A 13722-nucleotide genomic window follows, 5' to 3' on the forward strand; every position below is an offset into this window, starting at 1 on the left:
TTACCCGCATCTAATGGATCTGGACATCACGCCAGGCCAATGATTCAATAAAGTAATCCCTAAAACAATTCAACCTCGATTACTTTGGGCATTCCTCACACGCATGTAAATTTGCATAAGGACCGGAACCGAACGCGACCAATGAAGCGCGCGGTGCTTGCCAGTTGCGTAAGGATAGTCGTTATCAGAAAGAAAAACTTTTCGCTTGTATGCGCCTTTCTCACCCATCATAAAAGCCGATATCGCAAATGCCATGCGCCGCTTGAGGCGCGCTGACTGGACCACCGCGAAATCGATCCCGAAAGACAATGCTCTATCAAAAGCGTTCTCGTAGCATACCTCAAGCATTTCGCGATCCTTCAAACTCTTCGATATTCCGCCTTCGTGAATCCGGTAACCGCCCAAAATCCGATCATCAAAATAGATGTCGCCCCAACTGGCGCGTTCAATGTGAAAAAAATAGTCCACTATCTCACCGGCAGCCGGGTCATGCACAAACTCGTTGCACTTCCTGTACATCACGCTGCTGTGCACGAAATAGGTCCCGAGATTCAAAAGGTCATGCAAAGAACCTTGAATCGGAAAATTCTTGCTTCGCTCGATTTTTTTATCAGTGTCGATGACCTTTACAGCGTGCACTGTGAACGATATATCCATGCGTTGATCCAGCAGATCCGCCTGCGCCTGCAATTTCCCCGGCATCGCGCAATCATCACCATCGATATGCGAAACATAATCACCCATGGCCATCTGGTGGACCGCTAGGTAATTTCTGGTGGGGCCAACATTGGTTTTGTGCCGGATCAGTTTGACCAGTCCAGGATAAGCGTCCGCGAACTCCTGCGCGATGTCTCCCGTGTTGTCGGTCGAGGCGTCATCGCCAACGATGACTTCGAAGAAGAAATTGGTTTTTTGATCGACCAGGCTCTGGAGACACTCCCGGATGAATCCCGCCTGGTTGTAGGTGACCACGCAGACCGACACCTTTGGCTTTGACGAAGGCAATTCCATTATCTGGTCCTCTTCAACGAGCGCACGTTCCAGCGCGCAGTTATCGAATCACGCACCCACGAAGAGCCCGCAGCGGAGAGCCCAAGCAGCGTCAGCCCCGCGATGACCAATACGACGGCTGCCGACAGGCGTTGCTCTGGCCAGTGGACGAAGCGGTGCAAAAGCATTGCGCCAGCGAGCGGCAATCCCACGGTCGGAAGCAAATCCTGCAACAACCATTTGGCGTGCAATCCTTTTACAAAACGGGAATGTACCCGCGGGACCCAGCAAATGAAATAGACCGTATTTGCGCCCAGCCAGGCGTATCCAGCGCCTCTGACGCCATATTGGATCGTCGCTAGTATCAAAACGGGGATCAACAAGACCACGAACAAGATATTGCCGATCAAATGCAGTTTCAGATCGCCTTTCGCGAACTGAAGGTAATACGGAAAAGCGCCCAGCACAAGAATCCCATTGCCGAGCGCGTACAGCGCCAAAATCGGGGCCGCTTCGCGTGCGATGACGGCATTGCCGGTCCAAGCCCACAGCACCGATTCGGAAAAAAAGGCCAACACCAATGCGGCCGGAGTGGCGATGACTGCGACCAACTGCGTGGCGGCGCGATATAGTCTGACCATGCCCGTGTCATTGCCCGCTGCCGACAGGCGGGTCAATCGGGGTAGCAATGCCAGGCTGATCGGTCCGCTGATCACCATTACACCGCCCGCGACCAGCACCGCCAGAGTGAAATAAGCGTATTCCGCCAACGGCAGCAATTTGGACAGTACCAGCTTGTCCGTCTGCGTCACCAGCACCCATACCGAACCGGTGAAAGCTATGGTCAGCGAGAATTTGAGCACGCCGCGAAGCTGCGCAAACTGAAATGGCGAACCGGCGCGCGCTTCGGTCTTCGGCAGAAGAACGTAGGTTTTGCACACGAGCACGAGAACCTCAACGAACGCCAACAACAGCTGGTATGCGAAGAAAACGGAAATGCTGGTGTCAACGTATTTGAAGAGTGGAATCACAAGCACAAAGCGTGCAGTAGCAATCGCAACGTTGAACGTGTTGAGCCAAACTAGACGCTCGAATCCGTTGATCACGCCGCGGTAAAGTCCACAGACCCAACGTAGAGCAATAATCCCCCCCATCAGCATGATTGCTTCGGTTACCGTTTCCAGTGGCAGTTGCTCCACCTTGAGCCAGCTACGCGCGATCGCCCCTGCCCCGGCCAAAATGACCGCGGCGCTGACCACCGCGACAGCGACAAATATGACTTCAAGCGCGCGCAATAGACTGCGCAAGGCGCGCGCATCGATCGCCCCACCATTGAACCGCGCAGTCTCACGCGCCATGGTCGGGGTCAATCCCATGTCCAGCAGCATGAACCATGCTTGGAGCATGGCGAAAAATCCAACCAAGCCATATGCCTCGGCGCCCATGTAGCGCACGTACAACGGCACCATCACGATGCTGATCAAGGTAACGTATATTTGCCCGACGTAGTTGGCAACGACATTGCGTTTAAGGGACAAGACTAGCTCCGATCAATCGTGCCGGAACTGTAGAATTCATCGGAAAGGATCGCCATCTGGATCAGATCAAAGTACGCACCCCGCTTGGCAACCGCCTGCCGCAAGCGCCCCTCATCGACAAAGCCGTTTTTTCGATAGAGGTGCAAAGCCCGCGCATTATTCTCCAGCACGTTCAGAGCGACCCGGCGCAGATTAAGGTCCTCAAAGGCATGTCGCAGAACATGTTGTATCGCGAATTCACCCACGCCCTTTCCGCGTGAGTGAACGTCACCTATGAATATTGAAAATTCACAGCTTCTACTGACCCAGTCGATGCTGAGCAGGTAGGCCGCGCCAATAATGCTGCCGGAGTCGCGCTGACAAATCGCCAAGCGCACATTGTTCGCACGGCTCGCCATATAACTTTCGAACCACTTGGTATCGACTTCGAGATCGATGAAGCGGAAGGGCGAGGCGAGGTTTTCGATCAGGCCCGGATCATTGCGCCAGCTCGATATCTGTGGCAAGTCGCTCCTGCTGATCTCTCTCAAAAAATATGACATCTTCTTGCTTTCCTATTTTCTAAAAAAACCGGAGACTATATCGCCGATTTTCTCCATCTCCGCGACGCCATACCGCTGGTCGCAGGGCAGCGGAATCAGGTTATTCACCAGCTCGTATTCGCAACTAGAAGGCGCGGACGTGTTCAAAACGTCGGGCCAATAGGTTGGCACGAAGACTCTGTTGCGAATCAGGATTTCACGGATCGCATTCCCCTCGGCCAGAAACGGATAACACAAGGGTCCTTCGACCGCGTCGAGCTCGAGCGGCAAGCGGTTCAAGCAACCGAGCCGGGCGTGAAGTAGCCGGAAATTGCGTACACGGGCTTCTCGCACGTCTTCAAAGGCAACCGAGCTCAACAGACGCTCAGTCAGAGCAGACATCCTGCGCGGCTTACAATCTGTCAGCGCGTACTCTGCCCGCTGGTAATCCGCATACCCGAGCTCTGCCGGACCGATCAGACGCTTCAACAAATGCGTGGCGCGCTCTAGGGTGGTCTCGTCAATCTCGGCAGGCACACTCACCGGCAGCTTTGTGACCAGCAAGCCGCCATCGGCAACGCCGAAAAATTTCCGCGCAGAGAAAATGGTGGCGAGACAATCGCGCGGCGGGGAGAAAAATGCCTGCGAGTGGTCGAGGACGACCTGATCGGGATTAAAGGTTCGGAGAATCTGATCTACATTGGTCGAACAGACGCCGAAATAGTCCACATAAAACAGCCAATCATCGGGCCCGAGCGCCACCTCATCAGCGATCTCGAACCGCGCGTTGAGCGAGTAATGCTTAACGCCGATTCCCGCCAGTTCCAGCGGCGCGCGCATAGAGTCGCACAGAAACCTTGGCATCCAAACCTGCCGCGGCTTACCTGCCCCCAGCAAAGCCGCGAACGCAGCGCGGCCCGATTGAAGCCGAATAGCCTGCGGATACGGAAGCGCATGCCCTGGTGGCAACTCCAGTTCGAAATACCCGCCGATCGCACGCTCAACCACCGCAAACGCTCCCGGCCACCATCTCTTTTGCTTCTTGCGTATCAGCAAACATCAGCACGTCGATTATCGAAAGGCCAGGGATGAATTCCTTTGAAAACTGCCGGTATTGCGGAAGCTGCGGCGTGACAAAATGCAGTCCGAGCCCGGCCGATGTGAATTCGTCCGCATCGTAAAGTTCCTTACCGCCCGGGGGATTGTAATAATCGGTAGCATTTTCCTTGATGCAAATATCAATTACCCTGGCCGCGCCGCTGAGGCCCGTATTCCCATAGGCCGCAGACGTCATCACGAATTCCGTTTGAAGGCCGAGATAGTCGGAGACGGCGCGCACACTGTTTTTTGCGAGGCAGGCCATGCTCGGCTCGTCGGCGGTCAGCACCTCGGAAAAGAGCTCAAACACTCCGCGAAAATTGGGCGCCTTCGAATAGGTGTGGCGCATGCCCTCGAGCATTTTCTTGCGCCACAACTCGCCCGGCTGTACCATGATCTGGTTGATTTTCTGAAAAGGACTCGCTGCCGACAAAGGGACTGTGATGTAGCGGGGCGCACCAGCGGCGCAAACCCGATTCCGGTTGATCCAGCCGTTTTTAATAAAATTGACATCATCATAAAACACGAACTTATTGACACTGGCAATCAGCTGGAAGTACCCTAAATATGGAAAAAAATAGGGCTGCATAATCGCAAGCCTCATTTTGAAAATCCTGCGATGACACCGGCAATCGTATCGACTTGCTCGCCCGTCAGACTCGGATAGATCGGTAGGCACATGACTTTGCGGGCCGCCTCGCTCGCCACTGGCAGATTGCCCGCGTGCGCCGATGGCAAACCGCGGTACATCGGGAAATCGGTGATCAGCGGATAGAAGTAGCGTCGCGCAAAGATGTTTTGATCCTTTAACGCCTGATACAGCGCATCGCGCGTCACCGGGTAGTCGTTCTCGACCAAGATTGGGAAGTACGAATAATTGGCCACCTTCTCGCCTGCGTCGCCAAGACAGCGGATTCCCTTAACGCCGCTTAGCAGCTTCCGGTAACGATGATCGATCTCCTTGCGCGCCGCAATCACGTCGGCCACCCCCTCGAGCTGCAGCATGCCGAAAGCGGCATTGATCTCGCTCATTTTGCCATTGATGCCCGGCGCCACTACCGTCACCTCGTCGACGAAACCGAAATTCTTAAGTTGGTCGATGCGCAGCTTGGTCTTCGCATCGGGACAGATAATAGCCCCGCCTTCAAAGGTGTTGAACACCTTGGTGGCGTGGAAACTGAGCACCGACAGGTCGCCATGCCGAAGCACGCTGCCCGAGTCGTTCTGCACCCCAAAAGCGTGGGCGGCGTCGTAGATCACTTTGAGATTGTAGTTGTCAGCGATTTTCTGAATGGCCTCGACATCGCAAGGATGTCCATAGCAATGTACCGGCATGATGGCGGTCGTTTGCGGGGTGATGGCGGCCTCGATTTTCGCCGGATCCAGATTGAGCGTGTCCGGGTCGATGTCCACAAAGACTGGCTTGATCCCGTTCCATAACAATGAATGCGCCGTTGCGACAAACGAGTAGGGCGTCGTGATGACCTCGCCAGTAATCCTGAGCGCCTGCAAGGCGGTGACAAGCGCGATCGTCCCGTTGGTGAACAAGGCTAGATGCTCAACCCCCAAATACTCGCACAAGGCACTTTCCAACTGCCGGTGGAAGGGCCCGCCATTGGTCAGTATCTTATTGTCCCAAATCTTCTTCAAATACGGAATGAACTCCTCAAGGGGAGGAAGGTGGGGTTGGGTAACATAAATGGGATTGTTATTGCTCATATTTGCCTAGTTGCACCGATTCTCCGCCTGGGTGCGGCCTTGGTGTACGAAAATTCTCGGAGGAACTCGCAAGTCCTAGTGGTTTGCCAGATACCACGGCATTGCCGCTTCGAGGCCTTGGCCAATGCGATAGGCCGGCGCATAGCCGAGCCGCTTGGAAGACTTTCCGATGTCGGCCTGCGAATGACGCACGTCGCCGTCGCGGAAACCTCGATAGACGAGTTCCTTGCCATACTCTACGCCGTGCGTTCCCAGGATCCGCTTCAGGTTCGCCGCGAGAACGTTGAGACTCGTCGCGTCGCTCACGGCCACGTTGTAGACTTCGTTCTTGTTCTCGTCCCCGGTCGTGGCCGCGAGCAAGTTGGCCTGCACCGCGTTCTCGACATAACAGAAGTCGCGGCTGGTCTCGCCGTCGCCATTGATGAACACGTCGTCGCCAGCGATCATAGCTGCGATCCATTTGGGGATGACGGCAGCGTACGCGCCATTCGGATCCTGGCGCTTCCCGAATACATTGAAATAGCGCAACCCGATCGTTTTGAATCCGTAGCTGCGCGCGAAAACCTCAGCATACAATTCGTTGACGTATTTCGTGACGGCGTAAGGGGACAACGGCTTTCCGATGCGGTCCTCGACCTTTGGCAAGCCGGGATGATCGCCATAGGTCGAGCTCGAGGCCGCGTAGACGAATGAGGTGACCGCAGCATCCCTGGCCGCCGTCAGCATATTGAGAAAACCGCTTACATTGACATCGTTGCTGGTCAGCGGATCTTTGAGTGAACGGGGGACCGACCCCAGGGCGGCCTGGTGCAGCACATAATCGACACCTTCGACCGCTCGCTGGCAAGCGGCCAGATCGCGGATGTCCCCTGTCACCAGGGTAAAGCGCGCCCACCGCTCCGGCCCGACCAATTCCCTGACCTCATCCAGATTGCGCTGGTGGCCGGTCGCGAAATTATCGAGTCCGACAACGGTTTGCTCCAGTTGGAGCAGGGTTTCGAGAAGATTTGAGCCGATGAAACCGGCACACCCCGTGATCAGCCATTTTTTCGGCTGTGCGCGCAATTGTTGTTGAATATTTTCAAATTGGGTCATGTTGTGGTCCTTGGTCAACTGTCCGTGTTACAAGCGTATGTCCGCCTCACCCTTCGGCAGCATACATTTCAAGTCGAACAGGACGTGAGTTTCCTTCCCGAAGCTGCGCAGGGCGGCGGCACCGAACTCCTTGAATTCGCGGTGGGCCACGGCCAAGATCACCGCATCGTATTTGCCAACTTCTGGCGCGGCTATCGGCGTAATGCCGTATTCATGCTCCGCGCCCTCCTTGCTGACCCATGGGTCGTAGACATCGACGTTGACGTTGTAATCAACCAGTTCGTTAATGATGTCAATGACCTTGGTGTTACGCAGGTCGGGGCAATTTTCCTTGAATGACAGGCCCATCACCAGCACATTGGCGCCGTCAACATGGATGCGGCGTTTCAGCATTTTTTTGACGAGCTCGCCAACAACATACGCGCCCATGCTGTCATTGATACGCCGGCCTGCAAGTATCACCTGCGGGTGGTACCCAATCGACTCGGCCTTGTGGGTAAGATAGTATGGATCGACACCGATGCAATGACCGCCGACCAGACCCGGGCGGAACGGAAGGAAGTTCCATTTGGTACCAGCCGCCGTGAGAACGTCCTCCGTATCGATGCCCATTTTATTGAAAATGATCGCGAGTTCGTTCATAAGGGCGATGTTCAGGTCGCGCTGTGTGTTCTCGATCACCTTAGCCGCCTCTGCGACGCGGATCGACGACGCCTTATGGGTGCCGGCCACGATGATGCTGCGATAAAGCGCGTCGACAAAATCTGCCGCCTGCGGGGTGGAGCCGGAGGTCACCTTAGTGATAGTTGTGAGACGGTGCTCCTTGTCGCCGGGATTGATTCGTTCCGGGCTGTATCCGACAAAAAAATCCTCATTGAATTTGAGTCCCGAGACCCGCTCGATGACGGGTACGCAATAATCCTCGGTCGCACCAGGGTATACGGTGGACTCATAAACGACCACGTCGCCTTTTCTGACCACCTTTCCGAGAGTCTCCGAGGCCTTCAGCAACGGCGTCAAATCCGGCTGCTTATGCTCGTCGATTGGGGTGGGCACGGTAACGATATAGACATTCGCCTGGCGCAGGTCCTCGATATCTGTCGTATAGGCCAGGTGCTTCGCCTCGACTAATTCATGGGTATCGACTTCCAATGTATGATCAACTCCGCTGCGCAATTCTTGAACACGCCCCTGGTTGATATCAAAACCAATGGTCGGGTATTTTTTCCCGAACTCGACAGCCAATGGCAGACCTACATACCCTAGGCCGATGATTGCGATTTGTGTTTTAGATGTTAAATTCATGACGTGTCCGTGAGTATTGTGATCAGTTTGTACTGGTTGCGACTCTCACAATGCGAGCGCGCCCAGGTTTTCCATTTTTAGAGGGTTGCCCCAACGAACGACCTGCGCCGCACCGCGCGGAAAGCACTCATGCTGCCAGGCGGTTTATTTGACAAACAGGTGGTGCCGCGATGTGCAGAAGGCGGCCAGCTAGTCCGATAACACGACGATGCCAGCGATTCCGAATGCCAATAGCAGGCCGAGAATGAACATGCCACGTTTGGCTCTATGAGTCCAGCGAGTCGCCCGCCGCAAGCTCATCTTTTTGCTTCTCATTGTTCAATTCCCCTAATCATGTTGTTGTCAATATTTATACTGGGCGTAGCGGTATTTTCCGTATTTGGACCCGTAGCCATAACGTCCCATGCGTGGCTTGAGATCATTGAACACAATCCCGGTGATTGAGGTGCCGGCCTGCCTAAACCGCTTAACCGATTCCTCGATCTCGCCCATGGTGGTCACGCCGCCGCGGACGATGTTGAAGATTGTGCCCGAGTGCGTGCCGATGACCAGCGCGTCCGCCACAGCCAGGACCGGCGCGCTGTCGATGATGACGATATCGTAAAGAGCGGACACCCTGCGAAGGCATTCGGCGAAGTGCTCATGGGCCAACAGCTCGGCCGGCCGCGGCGGCAGCACGCCGGTCGAAATAAAGTCCAGATTCTCGACCACGTTTCTATGAATCGCTTGCTCGAGCGTATGCTGACCGGCGATGAGCTCGGACAGGCCGTCCTTGCGCTTGAGTCCAAAATAACGCTGCAAATATCCTTTGCGCAAGTCGGCATCAATAAGCAAGACCTTCTTGCCGGTCGATGCCAGAACGGCGGCAAAATTGACTGAGACGAACGACTTACCGACCGTCGGCGTCGGACCGCTGATCATGACGATATTATTCTTTGCGCTCAACATTGAGAATTGCAGCGAAGTGCGGAAGCTGCGCAGGCTTTCAATCGCCGGGTCAGACGGATCGTCGTGGGCCAGCACAGAAACCTTCTTCGGGTCGCTCTGCATCAGCTCGTACAGCAATTCCTGTTTTTCGCTGTGTGCCACGGCGGCGCTGACTGGCAAGCCGAGTCGATGTTCGATTTCGTGGGGATCGTCGATCCCTCCGAACAGATTCTTGCGGATAAACGCGCCCACTACACCAAGAAACAGTCCAACCAGGGCCGCCAGTGCGATCACAATAGCACGCTTCGGGCGCACCGGATTTAACGGGATCTCAGCAACATCGAGCAGACGGGCATTGCCGACTTTACTCGCCTTGACCAGCCTTAATTGCTGGGCACTGTTGAGCAGAGCCGTGTACAGGTCCGTGTTCACCTTGACGTCTCGGGTCAACCTGAACACATCCTGTTCGACCGACGGCAAGCGCTTGATCTTGCTGTTGACCGAATCGAGTTCGGCGCTCAGCGTGCGCATTTGCTGGGTGACCGCCTCCACCAGGGGATTGGAGCTTTGAAACCGCGTGAGCAATTCATCACGCTTTTGCTTGAGCTCGACCATCCTCGTTTGTGACATCACCGACTGCTGCAGGACGGTCTTGGCCTCTTCGCTCAAATCGATTGTGCCGCGACTGTTGCGCAGCGTGTTGTATTTGACCTCGGCCTCCTCCAGATTGGCTTTCATTTCCGGCAGTTGCTTATCGAGGAAGGCGAGCGATTTTTCGGCCTCCTCGGACTTGCGGTCCACGTTCTGGCGGATATATTCAAGCCCGATGTGGTTGAGGATGCCCGCCGTTTTCCTGGGATCTGGCCCCTGCATGGAAACGCCGATGATGCCTGACTGCTTGCCCTTTTCGGCGATGTTCAAGGAGCCTTGCAGTTTTTCGACGGTGCCAAGAATCGGCGAGCGGAGCAGCTTGAACCGCGCGCCGGGCAACCCGCTCAGCGCATCGACACGCAACTCGACCGTACCATTGCCCACCTTGCTCGAGGCGATTTGCCCCAGTTTGCCGCTAAATTCGCCGGCGCCGCCTGGCAGGGTCACGCGATACGAATCGTTTCCCATCGCGGTCAGCACAAAGGTCAACCCTTCGAGTTTGACCGGCACATTGAACAGTGTTACTTCGATGCGCTCGGGGCCCCACACGTATCCGCCAATTCCGAACAGGCCGGGCTCGGTCAACTCCTTGTTCGAGCGCGCAATCCAGCGCCCCACCACCGGGAAATATTTTGGCTCGGCGCGAATGTAGAGCAACGCGTTGTTAACTGCGCGTGTCACAACGAAGCGTGAGCGCAGGATTTCCATTTCCGCAGTGGCGGCGGTTTTCAGATCGAAAACACTGGAGAGGTCCCCCAGGATATTCTTGGACGACGACGCACTGTCCTCAACCTGCACCAAGATGTTGGCTTGGTACACTGGCGTGCTCATGTATGCATACGCCGTGCCCAGCACGGTGACCACAAATGCGATCACGGCGATCAACCACCGGTTGTCGAATAACAGATCGAGATACGAGGCGAGATTGATGGCATCGTCGTCTTGGTCGAAAGCTTTCCCGGCGATGAGGGCGTTTTGTGAAGCGGATTCGTTCATTATAAAACCAAAAAAAATTTGTATGATACAGATCGAGCAACCGATTAAGATCGAAAGCGCCAAGGCGCCCTCGCCGCTAACCCATTTTTACGATCTGCTCGGACCACACCTTAACACCCGCCTCGATGAGCTTGTGCGCCAACCTGAAACTGTCGATACCCTCCCGATAAGGATCGGGAATATCCACCTTTGCCGCCTCGCCCAATCGGAACACTTTTCCGCGGGCACCCATGTACTGCGTTTCGACGTGCCTTTTCTGGTCGAGGTCCATCACCAGGATCACCTCGGCCTGGGAGACCAGCGCGGACGATATTTGTTGCGCGCGGTGCGTGTCGATATCGATGCCGTGCTCGGCCATCAACTGCAGCGCGTGTGGATCGGCCGGTTTGCCGATCATGGCGCCCAGTCCGGCCGACACGACGGCCCTGCCCGGCAGGGCCTGCCTGAGCATCCCCTCCGCCATCGGACTGCGGCAAATGTTGCCGATACAAAGCACCAGAATCCGCTGGATCACTTGATTTGGCCGATCGAGGTTGCGGCGGTCGCTGCGGTCGGCAGGATCAGGTTGATGATGCGGTTGTAGCGGGCAAGGCCGGATGCGTCGACGAACACGACATCGCGCGCGCTAAGCTCGAACCCTCCGGCGAGCGCGAGCGCGACCGGCGAGGCGGCGTCGAGGTTGTAGACCACCGGCTCGGCGTCGCCGGCATTGCGCACCACGTACACTTGGCGCGCGGAACTGCTCAACTGGCTCAAGCCGCCGGCTTCTCCTAGGGCGTCGGCCAGCGTCAACCTTCCGTGGTGCATGGCCAAGGCCTTGGGCGTGTTCACCTCACCCAGCACATACACCTTGCTCTCCTCGCGGCTCGGCACCCGCACCGCGTCACCGGGGGCGAGCATCAGCCGAGAAGTGTCGACCCCGCGCTGAAGCAGCGCGGGCAGATTGACTGGATGGGAAATACCGGCGCGCGACACGATGATGCGGCTCTGGTCCGAACTGGGCAGGAATCCGCCGGCCCGGCTCACCGCCTCCAGCAGCGTCATCGGAACGTCGTCGATCGCCTGGTTGCCCGGCGACTTGACTTCGCCGTCGATGTAGATCCGCTTGCTGCGGTAGGACAGCACCCTGAGCGTGATGTCGGGGCGCTTGATCGACTTGACTAGCTTTTCAGCCAGAAGATTACGCGCCTGCAATTCAGTCAGGCCGGACAACTTGATCGGCCCGACGTACGGAAACTGGACGATGCCGTCCTGGTCAACGACGAACACGGCCGGCGTCTGGGCGCCGGTGTTCGTCAACGCCTGGGCGCCGGAAGATGCGATATTGAGCTCGGGATGGTCCCACACCAGGATCGACAGCATATCCCCCTTGCCGATCAGGTACGAGCGCGGCGCACCGATCAGGGCGTGGGTTGCCTCGCCCGCAGCCTCGGCGCGCGCCGCCTTTTCGGCCTGCAGCAACGCCGGCGTGATGAGCCTGATCGCAGGCGCCTGCTGGACCCGCGTATCCGTGCTCGGAACATCACGCACGTCGATCCGCATTCCCGGCTCCATGTTGGAACAGGCCACAACAACGGGCACAAGCGCCAGCAAACGGCAGCGCTTGACAGCCACAGAAAAGGAAAAAGGCATAATTATCGCTTATCGGGATTCAAAATCTGGCAGTGGTTGACTGCGGAATGTTTGCAATTTACATGCACGATCCGGCGCAGTATACAACAATTTTCCACCTCGATCCATTGCCGTTTGATTTGAGTCAATGGAAATGCATTCGAATTAAGCTAGCCAACACGGCAAAATAGATGACATTATCACCAGCAACGCCGCTCGCCGCGCATCGACGAAACCTTCAAGCCGGTAGGTGGTGAATTGGGCGCCGGCACCTGCCCTACGCGAACGGCACGCCCGACGCGAGGCAATTCGAGTCGTGCTTCGTTCGGTGGACGAGCTCATGTGCCCTTCGCTAGTTGGCCAGCACATTGCCATTGATTGCAAATCGGTGCGTGGCTCGCACGACGGCAAGCAGAGCGCGATTCATCTTGTGTCGGAATGGAGTAGCGCCAGTGGTTTGACGCTTGGACAAGTCCAGACTGCGGACAAGGGTAACGAAATCACCGCGATACCGGAATTATTGGCCACGCTCGATGTCAAAGGCGCCATCATCACGATTGACGCGATGGACTGCCAACGCGGCATCGCGGCCGAGATCGTGGCAGGCGGCGCCGACTATGTGCTGGCCGTGAAGGACAATCAGCCCGGGCCGGCCGAGGCCGTCAAGCTGTGGTTCGATGCCGCCGATGGCGGCAAGATGGATCGTCCGTTCTGGGACGACATCCAGACCGAAAAGGATCACGGACGGATGGAAACCCGGCGCTGCCTGGTGACGAACGACGTCGCTTGGCTCGGTCAACACGATCAGAATTAGGCCGCGCTACAGAGCCTGATAATGATCGGTTCGACGAGGGAAATCATCGGCGGGAATGGCGGCGGGGCACTGCCAGTGTCGAACGCAGGTTTTACATCAGCAGCCTGCCGGCCAGGGCGGCGCGACTGGCTCAGCCTGTGCGTGCGCACTGGGGCATCGGGAACGGCATGCATTGGGTCTTGGACGTTGCATTTCGCGAGGATGACTGCCGCATCCGGGTTGGGGAGGCGGCGCAGAATTTCGCCATCCTGCGCCGAATCGCACTCAACCTTTCAAAAAAGGAGAAGACCACCGAGCTAGGTGTCGGCTCCAAACGACTGAAGGCGGGCTGGAACTGCGACTACCTGAGCAAGGTGCTGGGCTAGCAATCTGATCCTTCATGCGATCGCCCTGGCGCCGCCTTGTGCCGCCCTCCCCTCATTGGCGCATGTCAACGTTTTGACGTATGATGCCGGAG

The 13722-nt window shown here is 56.5% G+C and carries 13 protein-coding genes; 2 read left to right on the forward strand and 11 right to left on the reverse strand.

Going from position 1 to position 13722, the window contains the following annotated elements; genetic code table 11:
• Positions 1–69 precede the first annotated feature (69 nt).
• The 11 genes from C7C56_RS09310 to C7C56_RS09360 all read right to left on the reverse strand — a co-directional run bounded on the left by C7C56_RS09310 (position 70) and on the right by C7C56_RS09360 (position 12472).
• Entirely contained in the window at positions 70–1011 is a 942-nt protein-coding gene (locus C7C56_RS09310) for a glycosyltransferase family 2 protein (protein ID WP_106757158.1), read from the reverse strand.
• Positions 1011–2528, reverse strand: coding sequence for an oligosaccharide flippase family protein (locus C7C56_RS09315; protein ID WP_106757159.1), 1518 nt, complete (start codon positions 2526–2528; stop codon positions 1011–1013). The genes C7C56_RS09310 and C7C56_RS09315 overlap by 1 nt, the downstream gene beginning before the upstream one ends.
• A gap of 2 nt (positions 2529–2530) precedes the next feature.
• Entirely contained in the window at positions 2531–3070 is a 540-nt protein-coding gene (locus C7C56_RS09320) for a GNAT family N-acetyltransferase (RefSeq protein ID WP_106757160.1), read from the reverse strand.
• 12 nt (positions 3071–3082) lie between these two features.
• Positions 3083–4057 carry a hypothetical protein gene (locus tag C7C56_RS09325; RefSeq protein ID WP_146204373.1) on the reverse strand — a complete coding sequence of 325 codons (975 nt, stop codon included), beginning with the start codon at positions 4055–4057 and terminating at the stop codon, positions 3083–3085.
• On the reverse strand, positions 4050–4751 hold the full coding sequence (locus C7C56_RS09330) for a WbqC family protein (RefSeq protein ID WP_106757162.1): 702 nt from the start codon (positions 4749–4751) through the stop codon (positions 4050–4052). Before C7C56_RS09330 ends, C7C56_RS09325 begins: the two co-directional genes overlap by 8 nt.
• The gene (locus C7C56_RS09335) at positions 4748–5866 is read right to left on the reverse strand and encodes a DegT/DnrJ/EryC1/StrS family aminotransferase (RefSeq protein ID WP_106757163.1); all 1119 of its coding nucleotides are present in this window, start codon (positions 5864–5866) and stop codon (positions 4748–4750) included. The genes C7C56_RS09330 and C7C56_RS09335 overlap by 4 nt, the downstream gene beginning before the upstream one ends.
• A 75-nt stretch (positions 5867–5941) precedes the next feature.
• Positions 5942–6961, reverse strand: coding sequence for an NAD-dependent epimerase/dehydratase family protein (locus tag C7C56_RS09340; RefSeq protein ID WP_106757193.1), 1020 nt, complete (start codon positions 6959–6961; stop codon positions 5942–5944).
• A gap of 27 nt (positions 6962–6988) precedes the next feature.
• On the reverse strand, positions 6989–8266 hold the full coding sequence (tviB, locus tag C7C56_RS09345) for a Vi polysaccharide biosynthesis UDP-N-acetylglucosamine C-6 dehydrogenase TviB (protein WP_106757164.1): 1278 nt from the start codon (positions 8264–8266) through the stop codon (positions 6989–6991).
• A 342-nt stretch (positions 8267–8608) separates the two neighbouring features.
• A complete protein-coding gene (locus tag C7C56_RS09350; protein WP_106757165.1) occupies positions 8609–10840 on the reverse strand; it encodes a polysaccharide biosynthesis tyrosine autokinase in 2232 nt (743 codons plus the stop codon).
• Positions 10841–10916: 76 nt separating this feature from the next.
• Complete coding sequence (locus C7C56_RS09355; RefSeq protein ID WP_181373097.1) at positions 10917–11354, reverse strand: low molecular weight protein-tyrosine-phosphatase; 438 nt, start codon at positions 11352–11354, stop codon at positions 10917–10919.
• The gene (locus C7C56_RS09360; protein ID WP_106757166.1) at positions 11351–12472 is read right to left on the reverse strand and encodes a polysaccharide biosynthesis/export family protein; all 1122 of its coding nucleotides are present in this window, start codon (positions 12470–12472) and stop codon (positions 11351–11353) included. The genes C7C56_RS09355 and C7C56_RS09360 overlap by 4 nt, the downstream gene beginning before the upstream one ends.
• A 295-nt stretch (positions 12473–12767) precedes the next feature.
• On the opposite strand from C7C56_RS09360, the gene C7C56_RS30285 reads away from it, so the two are divergent.
• Positions 12768–13265 (forward strand): ISAs1 family transposase, encoded by a 498-nt coding sequence (locus tag C7C56_RS30285; protein ID WP_267874676.1) that lies wholly within the window; start codon positions 12768–12770, stop codon positions 13263–13265.
• Positions 13238–13630 carry an ISAs1 family transposase gene (locus C7C56_RS30290; RefSeq protein WP_267874677.1) on the forward strand — a complete coding sequence of 131 codons (393 nt, stop codon included), beginning with the start codon at positions 13238–13240 and terminating at the stop codon, positions 13628–13630. The genes C7C56_RS30285 and C7C56_RS30290 overlap by 28 nt, the downstream gene beginning before the upstream one ends.
• Positions 13631–13722 lie beyond the last annotated feature (92 nt).

The sequence above is a fragment of the Massilia glaciei genome, assembly GCF_003011895.2.
GTDB lineage: Bacteria > Pseudomonadota > Gammaproteobacteria > Burkholderiales > Burkholderiaceae_D > Telluria_A > Telluria_A glaciei.

Coding starts and splice junctions, on each gene's coding strand:
- C7C56_RS09335 (WP_106757163.1), bottom strand. CDS start 5,866: ATGAGCAATAACAATCCCATTTATGTTACCCAACCCCACCTTCCTCCC.
- C7C56_RS09360 (WP_106757166.1), bottom strand. CDS start 12,472: ATGCCTTTTTCCTTTTCTGTGGCTGTCAAGCGCTGCCGTTTGCTGGCG.
- tviB (WP_106757164.1), bottom strand. CDS start 8,266: ATGAATTTAACATCTAAAACACAAATCGCAATCATCGGCCTAGGGTAT.
- C7C56_RS09310 (WP_106757158.1), bottom strand. CDS start 1,011: ATGGAATTGCCTTCGTCAAAGCCAAAGGTGTCGGTCTGCGTGGTCACC.
- C7C56_RS09320 (WP_106757160.1), bottom strand. CDS start 3,070: ATGTCATATTTTTTGAGAGAGATCAGCAGGAGCGACTTGCCACAGATA.
- C7C56_RS09350 (WP_106757165.1), bottom strand. CDS start 10,840: ATGAACGAATCCGCTTCACAAAACGCCCTCATCGCCGGGAAAGCTTTC.
- C7C56_RS09330 (WP_106757162.1), bottom strand. CDS start 4,751: ATGAGGCTTGCGATTATGCAGCCCTATTTTTTTCCATATTTAGGGTAC.
- C7C56_RS09340 (WP_106757193.1), bottom strand. CDS start 6,961: ATGACCCAATTTGAAAATATTCAACAACAATTGCGCGCACAGCCGAAA.